19 protein-coding genes are annotated in these 20720 nt (G+C 41.1%); 7 read left to right on the forward strand and 12 right to left on the reverse strand.

All coding sequences use genetic code 11. The features are described 5' to 3' along the window. Positions 1 to 61: 61 nt before the first annotated feature. The 3 genes from groL to I6E80_RS15890 form a co-directional block, all read right to left on the reverse strand. A complete protein-coding gene (gene groL, locus I6E80_RS15880) occupies positions 62 to 1708 on the reverse strand; it encodes a chaperonin GroEL (RefSeq protein WP_076925777.1) in 1647 nt (548 codons plus the stop codon). Positions 1709 to 1756: 48 nt separating this feature from the next. After that, positions 1757 to 2044 (reverse strand): co-chaperone GroES, encoded by a 288-nt coding sequence (locus I6E80_RS15885; protein ID WP_007580032.1) that lies wholly within the window; start codon positions 2042 to 2044, stop codon positions 1757 to 1759. Positions 2045 to 2154: 110 nt separating this feature from the next. Further along, positions 2155 to 2631 carry an FxsA family protein gene (locus I6E80_RS15890; protein ID WP_007580034.1) on the reverse strand — a complete coding sequence of 159 codons (477 nt, stop codon included), beginning with the start codon at positions 2629 to 2631 and terminating at the stop codon, positions 2155 to 2157. Positions 2632 to 2809: 178 nt separating this feature from the next. Here I6E80_RS15890 and cutA point away from each other — a divergent pair, with 178 nt between their 5' ends. The 5 genes from cutA to accC all read left to right on the forward strand — a co-directional run bounded on the left by cutA (position 2810) and on the right by accC (position 7512). After that, positions 2810 to 3130, forward strand: a complete 321-nt coding sequence (gene cutA, locus I6E80_RS15895) for a divalent-cation tolerance protein CutA (RefSeq protein WP_007580036.1) — start codon at positions 2810 to 2812, stop codon at positions 3128 to 3130. Beyond that, entirely contained in the window at positions 3130 to 4965 is a 1836-nt protein-coding gene (locus I6E80_RS15900) for a protein-disulfide reductase DsbD (protein WP_197185947.1), read from the forward strand. Before cutA ends, I6E80_RS15900 begins: the two co-directional genes overlap by 1 nt. A 228-nt stretch (positions 4966 to 5193) precedes the next feature. Then, complete coding sequence (gene aroQ, locus I6E80_RS15905; RefSeq protein ID WP_024600056.1) at positions 5194 to 5646, forward strand: type II 3-dehydroquinate dehydratase; 453 nt, start codon at positions 5194 to 5196, stop codon at positions 5644 to 5646. Between the two features lie 40 nt (positions 5647 to 5686). Next, positions 5687 to 6145, forward strand: a complete 459-nt coding sequence (gene accB, locus I6E80_RS15910) for an acetyl-CoA carboxylase biotin carboxyl carrier protein (protein WP_007580042.1) — start codon at positions 5687 to 5689, stop codon at positions 6143 to 6145. A 26-nt stretch (positions 6146 to 6171) separates the two neighbouring features. Then, entirely contained in the window at positions 6172 to 7512 is a 1341-nt protein-coding gene (gene accC, locus I6E80_RS15915) for an acetyl-CoA carboxylase biotin carboxylase subunit (RefSeq protein ID WP_007580045.1), read from the forward strand. Between the two features lie 370 nt (positions 7513 to 7882). Here the strand turns inward: accC and I6E80_RS15920 are convergent, their stop codons facing one another. Next, positions 7883 to 8584, reverse strand: coding sequence for a FadR/GntR family transcriptional regulator (locus I6E80_RS15920; RefSeq protein ID WP_007580047.1), 702 nt, complete (start codon positions 8582 to 8584; stop codon positions 7883 to 7885). Between the two features lie 199 nt (positions 8585 to 8783). Here I6E80_RS15920 and I6E80_RS15925 point away from each other — a divergent pair, with 199 nt between their 5' ends. Together I6E80_RS15925 and I6E80_RS15930 are read left to right on the forward strand one after the other, a co-directional pair. Then, positions 8784 to 9542, forward strand: a complete 759-nt coding sequence (locus tag I6E80_RS15925) for an SDR family NAD(P)-dependent oxidoreductase (protein ID WP_002958845.1) — start codon at positions 8784 to 8786, stop codon at positions 9540 to 9542. 3 nt (positions 9543 to 9545) lie between these two features. Then, entirely contained in the window at positions 9546 to 10496 is a 951-nt protein-coding gene (locus tag I6E80_RS15930; RefSeq protein ID WP_197185948.1) for a 2-dehydro-3-deoxygalactonokinase, read from the forward strand. Between the two features lie 79 nt (positions 10497 to 10575). Here I6E80_RS15930 and glpD read toward each other — a convergent pair whose 3' ends face one another. The 8 genes from glpD to I6E80_RS15970 form a co-directional block, all read right to left on the reverse strand. Continuing rightward, a complete protein-coding gene (gene glpD / locus I6E80_RS15935) occupies positions 10576 to 12081 on the reverse strand; it encodes a glycerol-3-phosphate dehydrogenase (protein ID WP_197185949.1) in 1506 nt (501 codons plus the stop codon). 210 nt (positions 12082 to 12291) lie between these two features. Then, the gene (gene glpK, locus I6E80_RS15940; protein ID WP_197185950.1) at positions 12292 to 13791 is read right to left on the reverse strand and encodes a glycerol kinase GlpK; all 1500 of its coding nucleotides are present in this window, start codon (positions 13789 to 13791) and stop codon (positions 12292 to 12294) included. A gap of 207 nt (positions 13792 to 13998) precedes the next feature. Then, complete coding sequence (locus I6E80_RS15945; protein WP_197185951.1) at positions 13999 to 15321, reverse strand: dienelactone hydrolase family protein; 1323 nt, start codon at positions 15319 to 15321, stop codon at positions 13999 to 14001. A gap of 29 nt (positions 15322 to 15350) precedes the next feature. Then, on the reverse strand, positions 15351 to 16355 hold the full coding sequence (locus tag I6E80_RS15950) for a Gfo/Idh/MocA family protein (RefSeq protein ID WP_197185952.1): 1005 nt from the start codon (positions 16353 to 16355) through the stop codon (positions 15351 to 15353). Positions 16356 to 16374: 19 nt separating this feature from the next. Beyond that, positions 16375 to 17523 carry a galactokinase gene (gene galK, locus I6E80_RS15955; RefSeq protein WP_197185953.1) on the reverse strand — a complete coding sequence of 383 codons (1149 nt, stop codon included), beginning with the start codon at positions 17521 to 17523 and terminating at the stop codon, positions 16375 to 16377. Beyond that, complete coding sequence (locus I6E80_RS15960; protein ID WP_197185954.1) at positions 17513 to 18577, reverse strand: UDP-glucose--hexose-1-phosphate uridylyltransferase; 1065 nt, start codon at positions 18575 to 18577, stop codon at positions 17513 to 17515. Before I6E80_RS15960 ends, galK begins: the two co-directional genes overlap by 11 nt. Position 18578: 1 nt before the next feature. After that, positions 18579 to 19592, reverse strand: a complete 1014-nt coding sequence (gene galE, locus I6E80_RS15965) for a UDP-glucose 4-epimerase GalE (protein ID WP_197185955.1) — start codon at positions 19590 to 19592, stop codon at positions 18579 to 18581. 444 nt (positions 19593 to 20036) lie between these two features. After that, the gene (locus tag I6E80_RS15970) at positions 20037 to 20279 is read right to left on the reverse strand and encodes a YdcH family protein (protein ID WP_024600067.1); all 243 of its coding nucleotides are present in this window, start codon (positions 20277 to 20279) and stop codon (positions 20037 to 20039) included. Between the last annotated feature and the right edge of the window lie 441 nt (positions 20280 to 20720).

Below are 20720 nucleotides of genomic sequence, written 5' to 3' on the forward strand. Positions count from 1 at the left end.
TACGTCTCTACGCAGAGTGGATAAACCCTTATAAATCAATGGTTAGTATGGTTTATGATGATTACATCATGCCGCCCATACCACCCATTCCGCCCATGCCACCCATATCAGGTGCACCAGCTTCATCTTTCGGGATTTCTGCTACCATTGCTTCAGTAGTGATCATTAGACCCGCAATAGACCCTGCAAATTGTAATGCAGAGCGTGTTACTTTAGTTGGATCTAGGATACCCATTTCAATCATGTCGTTGTATTCACCAGTAGCTGCATTGTAACCAAAGTTACCGTCGCCGCCTTTAACTGCGTTAATTACAACAGATGCTTCTTCGCCAGCGTTAGTTACGATTTGACGAAGTGGTGCTTCCATCGCACGAAGTGCAACTTTAATACCGTGGTTTTGATCTTCGTTGTCGCCAACTAAATCAACCAGCTTGCTAGCTGCACGTACAAGTGCAACACCGCCACCAGGTACTACGCCTTCTTCAACCGCTGCACGAGTTGCATTTAATGCATCTTCAACGCGGTCTTTTTTCTCTTTCATTTCGATTTCAGTAGCAGCACCTACTTTGATTACTGCAACACCGCCAGCTAGTTTAGCCATGCGCTCTTGAAGTTTTTCTTTATCGTAGTCTGATGTTGCTTCTTCAATTTGTGCTTTAATTTGAGAAACACGACCAGTAATACCCGCTTCTTCACCCGCACCATCAATGATTGTTGTATCATCTTTAGTGATAATTACGCGCTTAGCTGTACCTAGGTCTTCAACTGTTGCTTTTTCAAGCTCTAAGCCGATTTCTTCAGAAATAACAGTACCGCCAGTTAATACAGCGATATCTTGTAGCATTGCTTTACGACGGTCGCCAAAACCAGGTGCTTTAACAGCTGATACTTTAACAATACCGCGCATGTTATTAACTACTAATGTAGCTAGTGCTTCGCCTTCAAGGTCTTCTGCGATGATTAGTAGTGGTTTACTTGCTTTAGCAACCGCTTCTAATGTTGGTAATAATTCGCGGATGTTAGATATTTTTTTATCTACAAGTAGAATAAATGGGTTATCTAGTTCAACGGTGCCTTTTTCTGGGCTGTTGATAAAGTAAGGAGATAAGTAACCACGGTCAAACTGCATGCCTTCAACAACATCTAGTTCGTTTTCAAGTGATTGACCTTCTTCTACAGTAATAACACCACTGTTACGGCCTACTTTTTCCATTGCTTGTGCAATGATGTCGCCAATCTCTTTATCAGAGTTAGCTGAAATAGTACCTACTTGTGCAATTGCTTTAGTATCAGAACAAGGAACAGATAACGCTTTAAGCTCTGCAACAGCAGCAATAACTGCTTTGTCGATGCCGCGCTTAAGATCCATTGGGTTCATACCCGCTGCAACAGCTTTAAGGCCTTCATTAACAATAGACTGTGCAAGTACTGTAGCGGTAGTTGTACCATCGCCGGCTGCATCATTTGCTTTAGATGCAACTTCTTTAACCATTTGTGCGCCCATGTTTTCAAACTTGTCTTCAAGTTCGATTTCTTTTGCAACAGATACACCATCTTTAGTGATAACTGGTGAGCCAAATGATTTATCTAGTACAACGTTACGGCCTTTAGGACCTAATGTAACTTTTACTGCGTTTGCCAGGATGTTTACGCCAGTTAGCATTTTAGCGCGTGCGTCACCTGCAAAAAGTACTTCTTTTGCTGCCATGTTTTAAATTCCTCTAAATTCTTAAATGTTTATAAACGAAAAGTAGGTTTAGCCTACAATGCCTAAAATATTATCTTCACGCATGATCAGGTACTCTTGACCTTCGATCTTTTCAACTTTTTCAACATATGAGCCAAATAACACAGTGTCACCGGCTTTAACTTCTAACGCTCTCACGTCACCGTTTTCTAAAACGCGACCATTACCTACGGCTACAACTTCTCCGCGAGTTGATTTTTCAGCTGCAGAGCCAGTTAATACAATACCGCCAGCAGATTTTGTTTCTTCTTCTAGACGTTTAACGATTACGCGATCTTGTAAAGGACGAATGTTCATGTTTTTTAGTTCTCCTAACAGTTTCTGAACAGTACAGAAAAAAGCTTTTCTAATTTGCATTCATTAATGGGGGTAGAGTGAAAAATTCCAAGAGAAAAAACGATAAATTTTTAATCTTTTCTCTCATATTCACCATCAATAGTGGTTGGTCGTTCCATTTGCCCTTGCTCTCGTTCAGCATGTTGCTGCCCGGCAAACGGCGATGGCCCTTGTTGCATGCCAGCGCTCATTCTAACAGTTGCTTGGCTAGCAAGGCCTGCAGCCAGTTTGTTACGAATTGCAGGGGTTAATAATAGTAGCCCAAATACGTCAGTCATAATGCCAGGAGTAAGGAGTAATACACCTGCAATTACAACGCATATTCCGGTAAATAATTCTTTGGCTGGCATTTGCCCTTGCGCCATTTGCGCTTGTACGTTTTGCAGCGCACCCATACCCTGTGTTTTAACCATTTTGGCACCTAAAATCGCAGTAATAACCACAAGTGCAATTGTTGCAAATCCGCCAATCACGTCGCTTACTTGAATCAGCAAAGCGATTTCGATAATAGGGATGATAATAAACAACACAAATAAAAATCTAAACATAGCGCTCTCTAAATAATGACACTCAAAAGAGTTGATGAAATATAAATGAGGGTGACGAGGTCTCTTTTCAAGGTTAGGGCATAGGTATCGTCATTTTACTGATATTTTAGCGTCTACACATTGTATCGGCTATCAGATACTATGAGGCTAGACACTGTCCAATAAGAATAGGTTCATAATGACTACGCATTTTAAAATGATTTTTACGACCTGCAAAGACGAAGCAGAAGCGCGCACACTTGCAAGGGCGTTGGTAGAAAAAAAGCTGGCTGCTTGTGTAAATATTTTACCTAACATGGGCTCTATTTATATGTGGGAAGGCGAAGTGGCAGAAGCAACTGAAGCCAAGCTACTTATAAAAACGAAATCAGACAAAATGAACGATGTGTTTCTAACAATAAAAGAGCTACATAGCTACGAAGTGCCAGAGATTCAGGTTTTAGAAGTTTCTACGGGAAATTTGGCGTATTTTAATTGGATGGACGAGGTACTGAATTAATGCGTTTTTTCTTTTTATTGTTGGTTACATTATTAACCGTACCTGCAAAGGCTGCGACTAATAATGTGTTTGGTGATCTACTTGGGCCTCCTCAACACTCTTTTTTACCTGTAGACCAAGCGTTTGTATTTGATTTTGACCAGCAAGGCAGCACCTTGTTTGTAGGTTGGGATATAGCGCCAGACTATTATTTATATAAAAAGAAAATAGAAATCATTGCCAAGGGCGCAAACATCCAAGTAGGTGACTCTGGTAGTGGCGAAATTATTGAAGATGAATTTTTTGGTAAAACAGAAGTCTTTTTTAATACCGCGAGCGTTGTTAGTAAGTTAAGTAATATCACTGAGGGAGCGGTTGTTAAAGTTCGCTATCAGGGCTGTGCAAAAGCAGGGCTTTGTTATCCGCCAGAGGTAATTAGCATTCCACTTAGTGTTATTAGTGGCGCACAGATTAAAAATGTAGATCAAAATAGCGCTACCGATGAAACGGCAATCGCAGCAAATACGTTTGCAGCACTCAACGAGCCAACTACTGAGCCTACAACAAATTTAGATGACACCAAAAAAGAGCTTACTTTTACTGAGCAATTAGCAAGTCAGAGCTTAATAACTAATTTACTCATATTTTTTGCTGTTGGTGTAGGCCTTGCTTTTACGCCGTGCGTATTTCCTATGTTTCCTATTTTGTCGAGTTTAATTGCGGGTCAGCAAAACCTTTCAACTAAAAAAGCCTTCGCGTTATCGTTTGTATATATACAAGGCATGGCAGTTACCTATGCAGCGCTTGGTTTAGTTGTTGCTGCTCTTGGTGGGCAAGTGCAGGGATATTTACAGCATCCATTTGTGTTAATCAGCTTTAGTTTGTTGTTTGTATTATTGGCTATGTCGATGTTTGGTTGGTACGAAATTAAACTGCCAAGCAGTATGATGAGCAAGCTAACCCAAGTAAGTAACAACCAAAAAGGCGGCAACTACGTTGGCGTATTTTTAATGGGTGTACTTTCGGGATTAATAGCATCACCTTGTACTACGGCGCCACTGTCGGCGGCGCTCTTATTTGTAGCGCAAAGTGGTGATTACCTAGTAGGTGGTTTAACACTATACGTGCTTAGTTTAGGTATGGGGTTACCACTGTTATTACTTGGTACATCTGGCGGTAAATTGCTGCCTAAAGCAGGTGGTTGGATGGAGCAAGTTAAAACCTTGTTTGGGTTTGTGATGTTAATAGTGCCGCTTATATTACTTGAGCGACTAGTGAGCGCCGACATTATATTATTAATGGCAGGTGTGCTTGCATTAGCAACAGCACTGTACTTACATCATTGGCAAAGTAGCCAAACACAAAGCAAGTTAAAAACTGCATTATGGTTTGCTGCAACTCTATTAGTTATTACAGGCTTTACGTTAACTAAAAACTACTTTTGGCCGGTACAAGTACAAACAGTACAGGTAAGCTCACAAAATAATGAGTTTAAACAGGTTGCTGATTTAGCAGAACTAAAAGAAGCAGTTGCACAAGCAAACGATGAAGGTCGACTGGTTATGGTCGATTTATATGCCGACTGGTGTGTGGCGTGTAAAGAGTTTGAACATTACACCTTTCCTGATGCCAAAGTGCAAAGTGAGTTTAGCCATTATCAGCTTATTCAAATTGATCTAACTGAAAGTGATAATAAAACAATTGAGCTAATGGAAGAGTACACAGTGTTTGGTTTACCTAGTATTTTGTTTTTTAATACTCAAGGACAAGAGCTTAGTACGCAGCGCGTAACGGGCTTTTTAAATGCTGAGGACTTTGCTAAACACCTAGCAGTTGTGCGCGCCAGCGCACAATAATAGTGCAATAGTGCCACTTGAATTGTCTAAGTGGCACCTTCACAATTCCCCTTATATTTGTACCCACGACACTGATAAGACCAGTATTTTGCTGCTATTTACGTCGAAATCACTATAATAGTTGGTTAACGTGAGAAATTGTTGCTACATTGCTTTTTCTGCTTACTTAAAAGTGAAAAATTAGTTAGTAACCGCTTAACTCATTACTTATAGGATATATCGCGTATTATGGCTGCAAAATTTAACCTTTTAGTTATAAATGGTCCAAATTTAAACATGCTGGGCAAACGTGAACCGGATAAATACGGTTTTCAAACGCTAAGTGAAATTATGAGCGAACTAACAAGTGCCGCTGATAGTCTAGATGTTGAGTTAACGCATTTTCAAAGTAATAGTGAGCAAGCACTCATTGAACGCATTCACAATGCTTGGCAAGCGGTTGATTACATAATTATCAATCCAGCTGCATTTACGCATACTAGCGTCGCATTACGTGATGCACTGCTGAGTGTTGATATTCCGTTTTTTGAGGTGCACTTAAGTAATGTGCACGCACGTGAAGCCTTTCGTCATCATTCGTATTTTTCTGATGTGGCACAAGGCGTAATATGTGGATTAGGTGCAATGGGTTATCACGCAGCATTAAACGCCGCTGTTAACCGGTTGCAAAGCGCAATTTAATTTAAATTAACACACAAACAACTTACAGGCGGGTCGTGTAATGGATATTCGCAAGATAAAGAAGCTTATCGAATTAGTAGAAGAATCAGGTATTGCTGAGCTAGAAATCACTGAAGGTGAAGAATCAGTACGTATTAACCGTAACAACATGAGTGCAGGCCCAGGTTACCCACAATTTGCTCCACAGCAATATGCACCAGCGCCAGCAGCACCAGTTGCAGCGGCTCCTGTAGCTGTTGAAGCAGCAGCACCAGCTGAGCCTACGGGTCATCAAGTTAAATCACCAATGGTTGGTTCTTTTTACTCTGCTGCGTCTCCTGAAGCTCCAGCATATGTAGAAGTTGGTCAGCAAGTTAAAGTTGGCGATACACTTTGTATTATCGAAGCTATGAAAATGATGAACCAAATTGAATCAGATAAAGCCGGTACAGTAAGAGCTATCTTAGCTGAAAATGGCGAGCCAATAGAATTTGATCAACCTCTATTCATCATTGAATAATAGCGTAACCTAAAAGGCCAACTCTAATGTTAGATAAAGTAGTCATTGCAAACCGAGGTGAAATTGCACTTCGTATATTGCGCGCCTGCAAAGAGCTTGGGATCAAAACGGTTGCTGTGCATTCAACGGCAGATCGCGATCTTAAGCATGTATTGCTTGCAGATGAAACCATCTGTATTGGTAGACCATCAGCAACTGAAAGTTATTTAGATATTCCGCGCATTATTGCTGCGGCTGAAATAACTGACGCTGTAGCGATTCATCCTGGTTACGGTTTCCTTGCAGAAAATGCTGATTTTGCCGACCAAGTTGAGCAAAGTGGTTTTGTATTTATCGGTCCTCGTGGCGACACTATTCGCCTTATGGGTGATAAAGTGTCTGCTATCGCAGCAATGCGTAAAGCAGGTGTTCCATGTGTACCAGGCTCAGACGGTCCGGTATCAGATGATAAAGAACGTAACATGCAAATCGCTAAGCGTATCGGTTACCCGGTAATCATCAAAGCCGCTGGTGGCGGTGGTGGTCGTGGTATGCGTGTTGTTCGCAGCGAATCTGAACTTATTGATTCAATTGCATTAACACAGCAAGAAGCTAAGCAATTCTTTGGTAATAGCATGGTTTACATGGAAAAATTCCTTGAAAATCCACGCCATATCGAAGTCCAAGTATTAGCAGACGGCCAAGGTAATGCAGTGCATTTAGGTGAACGTGATTGTTCTATGCAACGTCGTCACCAAAAAGTAGTTGAAGAAGCGCCAGCACCAGGAATTACTGCTGAAACGCGTAAATTCATTGGCGAGCGCTGTACACGTGCATGTATCGAAATTGGATACCGCGGTGCAGGTACGTTTGAGTTTTTATACGAAAACGGCGAGTTTTACTTCATCGAAATGAATACACGTATTCAGGTTGAACACCCTGTAACTGAAATGGTTACTGGTATCGATTTAGTGAAAGAGCAGTTAAAAATTGCAGCGGGTCAGCCGTTATCATTCACTCAAGACGACGTTGTTATTCGTGGTCATGCTATTGAGTGTCGTATTAATGCTGAAGATCCTGAAACGTTTATCCCGTCACCGGGTAAAATTACACGTTTCCATCCAGCAGGTGGTTTAGGTATTCGTTGGGACAGCCATATTTACGCTGACTACACGGTTCCACCACATTATGATTCAATGATTGGTAAGTTAATTACTTACGGTGAAAACCGTGACGTAGCTATTGCCCGCGCGCGCAATGCACTTAACGAGCTAGTAATTGACGGAATTAAAACTAATACTCCTTTGCATAAGAGAATTCTTGCAGATGAAAACTTCCAAAATGGTGGTACTAACATCCACTATCTTGAGAAGAAATTAGGATTGTAATTCTAGCCTGCAAAAGGCGTTTTATCTCAGTTAATAACCAGAGTTGTTAATCTGATTTAAATAATTAAAAATCCGATATCAGGAGACTGATATCGGATTTTTTAATGCCTGTAATTTATATCAATTCGCTTAATTAAATGATCTATTTTGAGGACGGAAAAACGTGTTGCTAGCTAGGCAAAAAATTCGCTATTTAGTTGTTTTAAATGAGAATTTTTTAACGCAGGTAGCGACGCGTTTAGCCCCGCAAAATGATTAAGTATTATTGCGGATTGGTATTAAGCCTTATAGGTAATAAAAAAGTCCATAAAATATACTGCAAAGAGTAAATTCGATGGACTCAATATTTATACAATATGTTGAACTAACATTAAACTAATTTAGATTCAATTAACTGCAGTGCTTCTTCTAAAATTGTTTCTACTGCTTTTTTAGCGCGTTCAGGGTCGCGTGACTTTATGGTCTCTAAAATATCAGCGTGCTTAGCAACGTCTGCGCCCGGTACACCTTTAATGTGGTTTGTATAACGAATACTTACTCTAAGGGCTGTACTAATAAACTCAGTTAACTGCACAAAAAAGCGATTGTTACTGGCAACTAATATGCTGGTATGAAAAGCAATGTCAGCTTCTAGTGGATCGTCTAAGCCTTCGTCTGCTTCAGCCATACGGGCTAAAGCGTTATCAATTTCAGCGAGTTGTTCTGCAGTTGCATTTAGTGCAGCAAGCGCGGCCGCTTGTGGTTCAAGCGCGACACGTACTTGAGTAAACTCTTTTAATAATGACAGTGATGGCTTACTGCTTAAAATCCAACGTAGTACGTCGGTATCAAACATGTTCCAGCTGCTTTCAGGTAATACACGAATACCTTGCTTAGGACGAGAAGAAATTAATCCTTTAGCTGAGAGCATTTTTACCGCTTCGCGGGTGGCGCTGCGACTTACATCATATTTTATACATAAATCGGCTTCAGAAGGCAGGCCTTCGCTTACAGGGTAAACACCACGCACAATAGCAAAACCCAAATCGTGGGTTAATTGTTGTGTTAAATTTTGACGGGGTTGGCTTTTCATTGCGCAGGATTCCGAGTTGATATATTGCTTTATTATATATCATATATCATATTAATGTACTCAAGGATATGATATAAACTTTTAATTAGCTAAATATTTTAACACAGCAATAACAGCTTAGTTTGGCTCTTTATAGTGTAAGTATAAGTTTATAAAGAGTTTAAATGAAATTGAAAATGCGCTGTATGGAGAGTTGAATTTGAACACCCTCGCTCAATATCATAGTCTTTCTGGTAAAGTTATTTTTATTACTGGTGGTGCATCAGGCATCGGCAGAGCAATGGTTAAGTCCTTTGTAAACCAAAATGCAAAAGTAGCATTTATAGATATTGATGATAAGGCAGCGCAATCGCTTATTCGTGATTTACCCAATGCAAAACTATGGTATAGGCAAGTTGATGTAACTGACTCTCATGCACTTCAGCAATCACTTGTGGATGCATGCGCCGCTTTTGGTGCCATTAATGTACTAGTTAATAATGTAGCGAACGACCGCCGCCAAGCGAGCGAAGACGTTACCGTGCAAGATTGGGATCAGTGCTTACAAATAAACTTAAACCCTGCATTTTTTGCTTCTCAAGTTGCTATGTCTTTTATGAAAGGCGATGGAGCCGGCAGTATCATTAACTTTAGCTCTATTAACGCGATTATGGGTCAGCCACAAATGGCAGGCTATGTAACCGCAAAAGCAGGCCTAATAGGTATGACTAAGGCATTGGCTCGCGATTACGGCGAGTTTGGTATTCGCGTTAACGCTATTTTACCTGGATGGGTTGCTACCGACCGTCAACTAGCAAGTTGGTTTACCGAAGAAGAGCAAGTTAAGTGGATGGAAGCCATGGCGCTTAAAAAATTAGTAACCCCTGAAGATGTTGCTAATTTGGCACTCTTTTTAGCCGCCGATGAAAGCAGTATGATCACCGGGCAGAGTATTAAAATCGACGGTGGGAGGCTTTAAAGCTTGGCTAATTCATCTCTTTTTATTGCTGTTGACTGGGGCACGAGCCATTTACGTGCTTATTTGTGCGAAGTACATGTGCAATCAACACTTAAATTACTAGCACAGCGTGATGGCCCAGGAGTTGTTAAGGCGAATCAAAATTTTGAGCAAACCTTAATTGACACCATTGCGGTGTGGAAGCAAGAATATGGTAGTTTACCCGTTTATATTGCCGGGCAAATTACCTCAAGTATTGGCTGGCACGAAACGCCTTATTTAGAGTGCCCAATTAATCCTGAGGGGTTACTTAATGCTGCGGTTAGTTTTGATTGCAATGGGCATACTATTAAAGCGTTACCCGGCACAAAGTGTACGCTGCAAAATAGCTTATTTGATGTAATGCGCGGCGAAGAGCTGCAAATTTTAGGGTTTTTAAAACAAAATCCAGAGTATCAACAAGGTAAAATATTATTATGTTTGCCTGGCACACATACCAAATGGGTGCTTATAAATAATGGCGAAATCATTTGCTTTAAAACAGCCATGACCGGCGAGTTATATGATTTGTTATGTCATCAAAGTGTTTTAATTCCTAACGACTGCGCAGAAGGTGAGTTTGACTTTAAAGCATTTGAGCAAGGCTGCGAGCTAACTTTAGGTAGTGATAGCGGTAACTTGGCACATGGTATTTTTAGTGTGCGTACCCGCCAGCTTTCAAAGGAGCTAACACCAGTACAAGCAAAAGCCTATTTGTCGGGCGTATTAATAGGGAGCGATGTACGAGCAGCTCGCCATGCAAGCGAGTGGCAATTATTGAGTGATACACAAGTTGTGGTGATTGGTACAAAGCAACTTAATATGTGTTTTACCACAGCACTTAAGCAAATTGGTGTTAAGTGTGTTGAGTTTGATATTAAAACTGCCACGCTAAGTGGCTTTAATTATTTATTTAATTTAGAGTCAAAAAAATAAACCCCTCTATAATAATCAATTATAAAGGGGTTGCACGGGAAGTTTTTAGGACTACAACAGCCAATTACTTTAGCGGTTATTAAGCAATTTTAGCCGCTTTGCTTTGCTCAATATAATCATTAAGCGTAGCAACTTGTGCCTCATTAAAACGTAGTCCTAATTTACTACGACGCCATAAAATATTGTATGCGTTTTCTGCCCACTCTTCATTTAGCAAGTAATTTACTTCTGCTGCAAATAAACCATGGCCAAAATCTTGGCCTAAATCACTCAGTCCAGTTGCACTACCTAGTATAATTTTAGCGCGAGTACCGTAAGTGCGCACAAAGCGTTTAAGTGTTATTTCAGGTAGCCATTCATATTTCGCTTTTAGCTCTGATTTAAGAGCTTCTACAGAGCTAAAATCGCCACCAGGGAGTGAGCTGTGCTTAGTCCACGCTTCGCTCATTTGTGGGTAAAATTCTTCAAGCTTATTAACTGCAGCTTCGGCGAGTTTACGATAAGTAGTAATTTTTCCACCAAACACACTCAATAGTGGTGTTTGCTTGGTGTCACTCGAAAGCTCTAATTTATAATCGCGAGTAACGGCTTGTGCATTAACTGATTCGTCATCAAGTAATGGGCGTACACCCGAGAAGGTATGTACTATATCTTCGCGTTTAATATGGTTTTTAAAGTAACTGTTAGTAATATCAATTAAGTAATCGATTTCTTCATCACTAATTTTAACGTCTTGCGCTTCACCTGTGTGTTCTACATCGGTTGTGCCAACAAGTGAGAAGTCATCTTCAAACGGAATAACAAATACAATACGCTGATCTTTATTTTGTAAAATGTAAGCTTGCTTCTCATCGTGAATGCGCGGCACCACAATGTGGCTGCCTTTCACAAGGCGAATATTTTGTGGCGACTTTTCTGCTAGCGCTTCATCAAATAATTTAGCAACCCAAGGGCCCGCAGCGTTAACAATACCTTTAGCAGAAATGCTGTATTTAGCTTTACTTTTTTGCTGCTCAAGCGTTACCTGCCACTTACCTTGCTCGCGTTTGGCATTTACACACTTAGTTTGCGTGGTAATAACGGCGCCTTTTTGCTGTGCTGCTAGGGCGTTTAAAACGACTAAGCGAGAATCATCAACCCAGCCATCTGAGTATTCAAAACCTTTGGTAATAGAAGGTTCTAGTACGCTATTTTCGCCAAACTTGATGCTTCGAGAACCCGCTAGTGTTTCGCGCTTTGCTAGGTTGTCATACATAAACAAACCAATGCGAATCATCCATGCAGGGCGTAGATGCTTTTGATGCGGCAATCTAAAAGTAAGTGGCCACATAATATGAGGTGCGTTTTTAAGTAGCACTTCACGCTCGGCTAAGGCTTCTTTTACTAATCTAAATTCGTAGTGCTCAAGGTAGCGCAGACCACCGTGGATCAGCTTAGAACTGTTTGAAGATGTTGCACAGGCAAGGTCTGATTGTTCGCACAAGAGTACTTTTAATCCTCTGCCTGCTGCATCAGCTGCTATTCCAGTGCCGTTTACACCGCCACCGATGACTAGTAAGTCATATTCGTTATCTGCTAATTCCACCGAGCTAACCTTTTTATTTGTAATATAAATAATACATAAGCATCATAAAGCTGCTGTTTTCATTTGACAATAGAAAACCCAGTTTTTTATTCGTTAATTTTGACGCTGATCCATTTTCAATTTAAAGCAGTAAAGCATCCCTTTTAAATCTAGCTATTGGCTAAGTTAAAAAGGCGAAGTGGCTAAAGTATTGGCTTAGCCACTTAGTACTTACTCCGGACAGTTTTTATTCGTTAAACATACTTGAGCAACGCAGTGTTGCCATTTTGCATATAAATCGTTACGTTCGTCGGCGCTCATAGTTGGCTCAAAACGACGGTCGCATGTCCACATTTTAGATAACTGCTCAGTTGACTCGTACACACCTGTTTGTAAGCCAGCTAAATATGCTACGCCTAAAGAGGTGGTTTCGGTCACAGTTGGGCGCTCAACTGTTGCGCCTAAAATATTTGATAAGAAGGTCATAACCCAGTTATTTTTTACCATACCGCCATCTACACGAAGCACACTTGGGCGAAGACCATCACGCTCCATCGCTTTTTGTAAATCTTTGGTCTGGTAACCAACTGATTGCAGAGCAGCCGCAACAATAGTGCTAATACCTGAATCGCGTGTTAGACCTAAAATAGCGCCACGTGCATTAGGGTCCCAATAAGGAGCACCTAAACCCGTAAACGAAGGCACTAAAAATACACCATGATCGAGCGGTACATCTTTAACCATCGATTCACTTTCGCCAGCATGGCTAAGTAGCTTTAAGCCTTCAACAATCCACTGCATCGTTGCGCCAGCCATAAATATGCTGCCTTCAATGGCGTAAGTTGGTTTGCCGTTTAATCTATAGGCAACAGTGGTCAGTAAGCGATTTTCTGAGGTCAGTGCTTTTTCGCCAGTATTAAGCATTAAAAAACAGCCTGTACCGTAAGTGCTTTTTGCCATGCCTTGTTCAAAACATGCGTGACCAACAAGCGCAGCTTGCTGATCGCCTGCAATACCACAAACACGAATTGGCGCACCAAAAATGTCAGCACTGGTTGAGCCAAACTCGTCAGCTGAATCCATTACTTCTGGAAGCATAGATTCTGGAATATCGAATAACTCTAAAAGCTCTTGATCCCATTGCTGGGTATGTATATTAAATAACATGGTGCGCGATGCATTGGTTGCATCGGTGCGGTGCTCTTTGCCGCCTGTTAGCTGCCAAAGCAGGTAGGTGTCAACCGTACCGAAGGAGAGCTCACCTGCAAGAGCTTGTTCGCGTGCGCCTTCAACGTTATCTAAAATCCAACGAATTTTAGTGGCCGAAAAATAAGGGTCGAGCAATAAGCCTGTTTTTTCGCTTATTGTTTGGCAAAGCTCATCAGTTGTTAGGCTTTCGCAATAGTCACTAGTGCGACGGTCTTGCCAAACAATTGCGTTATAAATTGTTTTGCCTGTTTTTTTGTTCCACACTAAAGTGGTTTCGCGTTGGTTGGTGATACCAATGGCAATAATTTCTTCAGGCTTTACATCGTTTTTAGTTAAGACTTCGCGGCTAGTGCTAAGCACTGTTTGCCAAATATCGTTAGGGTCGTGTTCTACCCAACCATTTTGTGGAAAATGCTGCGAAAATTCTTGTTGTGCTGTACCAAAAACGTCTGCATCTTTTGTAAACAAGATGGCCCGAGAGCTTGTGGTTCCTTGATCAATTGAGAGTATGTATTTGGACATGATATTTGTGTTATTTATCTTATCTTATATATGACTAGATTGCCTTTAACCGAAGTTAATGGCAATGGTTTTTTCTTAAAATAGCAGATTAAAAAATAAACACGCTAATATTTGTTGGTAACTCTTTTATATAAAAGGCGTTTTATTTTTGCATTATTTTAAGGGCGTACGCGGCTATAGATTAAAACAGCCGCTTAAAGCTTATTATTACTTGGTGTGAGGTTTAGCTTGTTGCCAATCCATACCTGTAGAAAAGCGATTATCAAACCCGCGCCACTGTGGCAGCGGCTTACCATCAACAACAGCTTGGTCGCCGTTTTGTGGTAAATCTAAGTATTTACACTCGCTGGCTATGCCTTTTATGTGGCAATCCATCATGGCAAGTACAAAGTGTTTGTTGATTTCGTTTAGTGTGCGCATAGACCACGAAGGCTCGTAGTAATGCCCTATATCTAGCTCACTGCTGCTTTGTGCAATAGCAGGGGCTGGGTGTGGTGCAATATTATGGCGTGCATTTTTGTAAGTAAGCATGTACTTATCTTTGCTGCCTGTTTGTTCATAAAGGTTTTTAATGCCTTCATAGCCTGATATGTCATCTAGGTTACCGGCTACATAAAGCGAAGGTACTTTAATATTTTCCATTGCTTTGGCATCAAATATAGCGTGCTGTCCGCCCCATGGTGCAAAGGCCACCATCGCTTTTATACGTGGGTCTACTTTTGGGTTTTGGTATTGCCCACCAGCGCAGCTGTTTAGTAATTGCTGTACTTTTTCAATTTGAGCAGGGTCTTTCATACCCGTAAACATAGCCGTAGTTTGCTCATTAAAAGCGTAACAGCCACCTATCGTATTTACAGCACCATAGCCACCCATTGAGTAACCAATTACGCCTGCGCTTTTGTTATCTACCTGTTTGCTTGCAAAGTTGTTTTGCTCATTAAAGTAATTAATAACAAACTGCTGATCGCGTGAACGATTTATTAGCGTGCTAAAAAAGCCAGAGAATGGTGCGTTTTTAAAATCAACATCGGCATTGGTCGAATCGGTATGATCAAGTGCAACAATAATGTAACCGTGCGATGCTAAATGCTCGCCAAGGTAGTACATAATTGTACGGTAACCGGTATAACCGTGCGAAAGCACAATGACAGGGTAGTGCTCTTTATTATTAATGGCGACATCACGCATTGCATCGGCTTGCAAAGTAAACTCTTTACCTGAGCGAGTTTCATCTGTGTAGCTGGTAAGTGGCGCTTTTGCTGTATTTGTAGCCGGGTACCACACCTCTACTTTTAAAGGACGATCTTTTTGGCCTTGGGTAGCAGGGTCAAATTGCGCAGGGTTAATTAAATCAAGTGTTTGCACACCTACATTGTAGCTACCTTTAGCTGCCAGCTCTGGGAGTACTTCGCTAGTGATTGGCGGATATAGCTGCTCTGGTTTATTAGATTCAGCAACAGCTACACTGACAGATAAACTGCACGTAGCAAGTAATATGGCTTTTGAAAGCGCCTTGAGTGTGTGTGTCATTGTGTGTCCTTGTTGTGTATTTTTATTTTTTAATTAGTCAGTTCAGCCGACTCGACGGCATTGCTATATTGCAGCTGCCATTGTGCTCGTAAGGTATCCATTATGTTCATAACTCGTAAGCTAGTACCCAGTGGTAATACGCTGCTTTGGGTTTGTTTTTGTAATATACACTGCGTGACATGTGCAATTTCAAACTTAAAGTTTTCATCGTCGCTAAAGTTGTATTTAAAGTACTGAGGGTCTTGGTCGTTTATGTGTAGCTCTAGCGTTTTTGCACCTACAAACTGAGGTATTCGAATATAGCCAAGCTCACCATTAATACATGCTTCTGTTGAGCCATTTTGCTGCAGTGCGCTGGCAAGAGATGCAAATTGCCCGTTACCGTAATCAACTATAGCAGTGCTTCGCTCATCAACACCGGTTGTGCTTTTATGTACAAAGGATTTGATGTGTTCAGGGGCTTTATTAAATACCACATCAGCAATCGAAATAGGGTAAATACCTAAATCGAGTAGGGCGCCACCCGCTGTTATAGGGTTCATTAATCGGTGAGTGTCGGCAAAGCTGCCAGGTAAACTAAAGTTGGCATTAACACTGTGCACATTACCAATAACACCTTCACTTAGGAGCTGTTGTAATTTTACTATGGCTGGTAAAAACCGCATCCAAACACCTTCCATTAAAAAGCAGTTTTGTTGCTTTGCAAGCTCAGTGAGGCTTTGCAACTGCTTAGCATTAACGGTAATTGGCTTTTCGCTTAGCACGTGCTTATTGTGTTTTAAGCATCGGGCGATAGTTTTAAAGTGTTGATCGTGCGTATTAGCAATATATACGGCATCTATATTTGGGCACTGCATAAGAGCTTGATAGCTCTCATAGCCTTGAATATTGTACGCTGTGGCAAATTCTTTAGCGCGCTGCATACTCGTTGATGCCGCGCCAATAAGCTGTGCATCACTACAATGCGCAATGCTTTTAGCAAAGGTGTGAGCTATATTGCCACACCCAATAATTCCCCAATTAACCTTTGCCATGCTTATTCCTTAGTTTTATTTAAAAAGACGTAATTTGTAATCCTGAGCCCGCTGAACATACGTAAATATCAGCATTTAAGTTAAAGCGCTCAAAGTAATGCTTTTCTACCGCTGCTTTAATAAGAGGTACTTCCGCATCACGACATAAACATACAATTGCGCCACCAAAGCCGCCACCTGTCATGCGTACTGCGCCGCGATCGCCCATCGCTTCTTTACAAATTTCTACTAGGCCATCGGTTGCAGGTACGGTTACTTCAAAGTCGTGTTTAAGTGATTGGTGCGATGCAGCCATTAGCGTACGAAGTGCATCCATATCGTTATTTTGTAGTGCAGTAGTTGCTGCAATTACACGGTCGTTTTCGCTAATTACGTGGTGTGCACGTTTATATTCGTTTTCGCTTAATGTCGCTTTTACTGCTTGCAGGGCAGTCATGGTTGCTTGGCGAAGTGTTTCTACACCCATTTTTACAGCTGCTTGTTCGCAGTCAATACGGCGCTGGTTGTATTCGCTATCAACTAATTTACGCGGGTAGTTTGAATTAACAATAACAATATTTAAATCATCAGGAACCTTAACTGATTTAGTTGCTAGGTTTTCACAATCAATTAATAGCGCATGACCGTTTTCGCCTTTAGCTGAAATAAGCTGATCCATAATTCCGCATTGGCAATGCATAAAGTCGTTTTCGGCTTCTTGGCCAAACAGCGCAATTTGCTCTGGCGGTAAGCCAAGCTGTGCAATATGGTTAAACATGCCGCCTACAGCAACTTCTAGAGCGGCCGATGACGACAAGCCACTACCTTGCGGTAAGTTGCTGTCAATTAGTAGGTCGGCACCACGTAGTGTGTAGCCTGCTCTTTTAAGAACATAAGTAACAGCACGAATGTAGTTACCCCATTGCGATTGGCCTTCAGTGATTTCTTCATCAACACCAAAGCTGTCTTTTTCGCCTGGGTAATTTAAAGAATGCACAGTGATAATATTGTCGTCGCGCTCTTTAAATATTACTTGGGTACGAAATTCTAACGAACACGGTAAAACAAAACCGTCGTTGTAGTCGGTAAATTCGCCAATAAGGTTTACACGGCCCGGTGCTGCTGCAATACCTTGAGCAGGCGCGCCATACAGTGACAAAAATTGTTGTTGGAATTCGTTAAGCTTCATCTGTGTGTCCTGCTGTATCTTTATAGTGTGTTGTACTGGCTGCTTTTAAAATAGAAGCAGCGGTTTCTGCGCTTAAGTCGCGTTGGCTTTCGCCTAGCATTTCGTAGCCTACCATGTGTTTTTTAACAGTAGCAGAGCGAAGTAGCGGCGGGTAAAAGTGTGCATGCAAACGCCAATGTTGCTCATCAGAGCCTCTGTTAGCCGGTGCATTATGCCATCCCATTGAGTATGGGAAGCTGCAATTAAATACGTTGTCGTACTTAGTTGTTAATACTTTTAATGCGTGGGCTAATGAATCAGTTTGTGCATCATTCAGCTGGCTAAAGTTTTGAATATTATCTTTAGTTACCAGCATTGTTTCAAACGGCCATGCAGCCCAAAATGGAACAACAACAAGCCAATGTTCGTTTTCGAATACAACGCGAGTTTTATCTGCTTGCTCTTTTTGCGCGTAATCGGCAAGCATGGCTGTACCATGCTTTTTATAATAGCTAAGCTGCTGGTTGTCTTCGGCTTCAATTTCGGTTGATAAATGCGAGTGAGCCCATACTTGGCCGTGAGGATGAGGTTGCGAACAACCCATGATCTCGCCTTTATTTTCAAAAACTTGTACGCATTCGTACTGCTGTGCAAGCTCTGTGTAATTTTGTTTCCAGGTTTTTACTACTTCGTGCAATGCGTTTTGGCTAAGCTCTGGTAGTGTTTTATTATGCTCTGGCGAAAAACAAATTACGCGGCATTCGCCACTGGCTTCGTCGGCAATAAATAAATCGCTGTCTGATTCTAAGCTTTGTAATTGCTCGCTGGCATTAGGTGTGAGTGCACCAAAGTCATTTCTAAATACGTGTGTGTATTTATAATCTGGGTTACTGTCGCCATTTGCACGGGTATTACTTGGGCAAAGAGGGCAGCTTTCATCGTGTTTTGGTAATACGTTTTCGTTAACGGCTTCTGTTGCGCCTAACCATGGGCGGTTATTACGATGTGGTGAAACTAATACCCAACGACCCGTTAGCGGGTTTTTACGTCTGTGAGTACTTTCTAATAAAGCCATGTTAACTCTCCAACCCACTTGGGTAATTAGTTTGCCAGCGCCATGTATCGTTGGTCATGTCGCTAAGTGTTAGTTCTGCGTGCCAGTTAAGTGTGTTTTGCGCTTTTGTAGCATCGGCGTAATTACAGGCAATATCGCCTGCTCGGCGCGGTGCACTTTTATAAGGAATATCTTTATTGGCTGATGCGCTAAATGCTTTGATCATATCGAGCACTGAATAGCCTTGCCCGGTGCCTAGGTTATAAGCATGAAAGGCGGTATCTGTTTTATGCTGCATAAAAGCGGCAACGTGGCCTTTAGCTAAATCTAAAACGTGAATATAGTCGCGTACGCCCGTGCCATCTTCGGTGTCATAGTCGTCACCAAAAATATTAACCACGTCGCGTTTACCTACCGCTGTTTGAGCAATAAATGGCATTAAGTTATTAGGAATGCCATTAGGACTCTCACCTAATAAACCACTTGGGTGTGCACCTACAGGATTGAAGTAACGCAGTGCGATGCCCATAAATTTACTGTTGGCATTACATACGTCTTGCATGGCTTGTTCAACCATGACTTTAGTCCAACCATAAGGGTTAGTTGCGCGTATAGGGTGCTTTTCGTCAATAGGGAGGTAGTCGGGTTCGCCGTACACAGTAGCTGATGAGCTAAATATAATGTGGTTAACGTCTGCCTCTTGCATGCTTTGTAACATACTTAATGTGCCCGACACATTATTTTGATAATAACGAAGTGGCTGCTCAGTTGATTCACCAACAGCTTTTAGTGCTGCAAAGTGAAATACAGCCTCGGCTTTAGTGTGTTTTAGAGCGAGCTTAAATTGTTGCTCGTCTTGAATGTCACCCAATATAAACTCAAACCGAGTGCCAGTAATCTTTTCGAGTTGGTCAAGTACCCGCGAACTAGCATTAGACAAGTTATCATAAATAACAGGTGTAATGCCTGCTTCATGCAATGCAACACATGTGTGACTACCTATGTAACCCATGCCGCCAGTGACTAAAACTTTCATGTTTATTCTCGAAAAGTGTATTTATATGATAAATACTACTATTAAGGTGATTTAAAAACAATAGTTATGATTGCTGGATAATTCAAATAAAAGCATAAAAAACATTCAGATTAAAAACTCGCCTGCCTTTAAATAGCATACTTTTATTTTAACTAACATAGGCTTAGCTTTATCAATTGATTAGATAAACTGATTCGATTATTGACCTAATTTCAGCGGTAGGGGGGCTGCTAATATAGCGAGAACAAAGTTAGGATAAAGCAACATAAATAAAACAGTTTTACTTACCGGTGTTACCGGTAGCACTTGCTAGAAACGCAAAGATGTTATTAACCCAAGTACTGTATTTATGAAATCTGTGGGTTGCTTTGTAAAGTTTTAGAAAAAATCCTTATGGTTGATCTAGAGAGCTCACTTGTCAGTGAGCTCTTTTTTTTAGCTGCATTACTGCTCTTGCTGCAAGCGCTCGTATAGCCAATCTTTTAATTCTGTACGTTCATGTTTTAGCTGATGCATTTGCTCATCGCTTATGGGCGCATCTTTGAGCTCTAACACTCTAATTTCTTTATCTAGCTTGTCGTACTTATCTGCTTTTTTTGCAAATTCAGTATCGCTTTCATTTAACTCGGCAATTGTCCTTAAGTACTCTGGAAAGTCATTAGTTAATGAGTGGTCTTCGCCTAACATATTCGCTCCTTAATAGGATATAAATGAGCTCACAAGTAAGTGAGTTGTATGAGTGAATTACTGCCTTTCATATAATACACTGGGGCTTATATAGATATAATTCAACCATTGAGCCGCTAATTTGATGCAGCACAAACAATCTGTTTATTTTGCTCAGTAAGGCATTTCACTAAAGTATTTAATAGAGCGATCAATAAACGCACGTACTTTAGGGGTCAATAATTTATTGTTGGGGTGTACAGCCTAAATAGGGGTATTAACTACTCGCGAAAAGCTTATAGCTCGATATTATTGCTCAAGGTGCAAGGAATCTCTGGCTAGAGAAAATAAATCTAAATATCACCATGATTTAATACGTTAATAAATCTCTTAACCAGAATTCGGGTTAAGTAAACCAGTACCCACTAAAGACTTTAAAGAGCTTTTAGCAAAAAGAGTTAA

The organism is Pseudoalteromonas sp. NSLLW218 (assembly GCF_015864775.1).
In the GTDB taxonomy this organism is placed as follows: Bacteria; Pseudomonadota; Gammaproteobacteria; order Enterobacterales; family Alteromonadaceae; genus Pseudoalteromonas.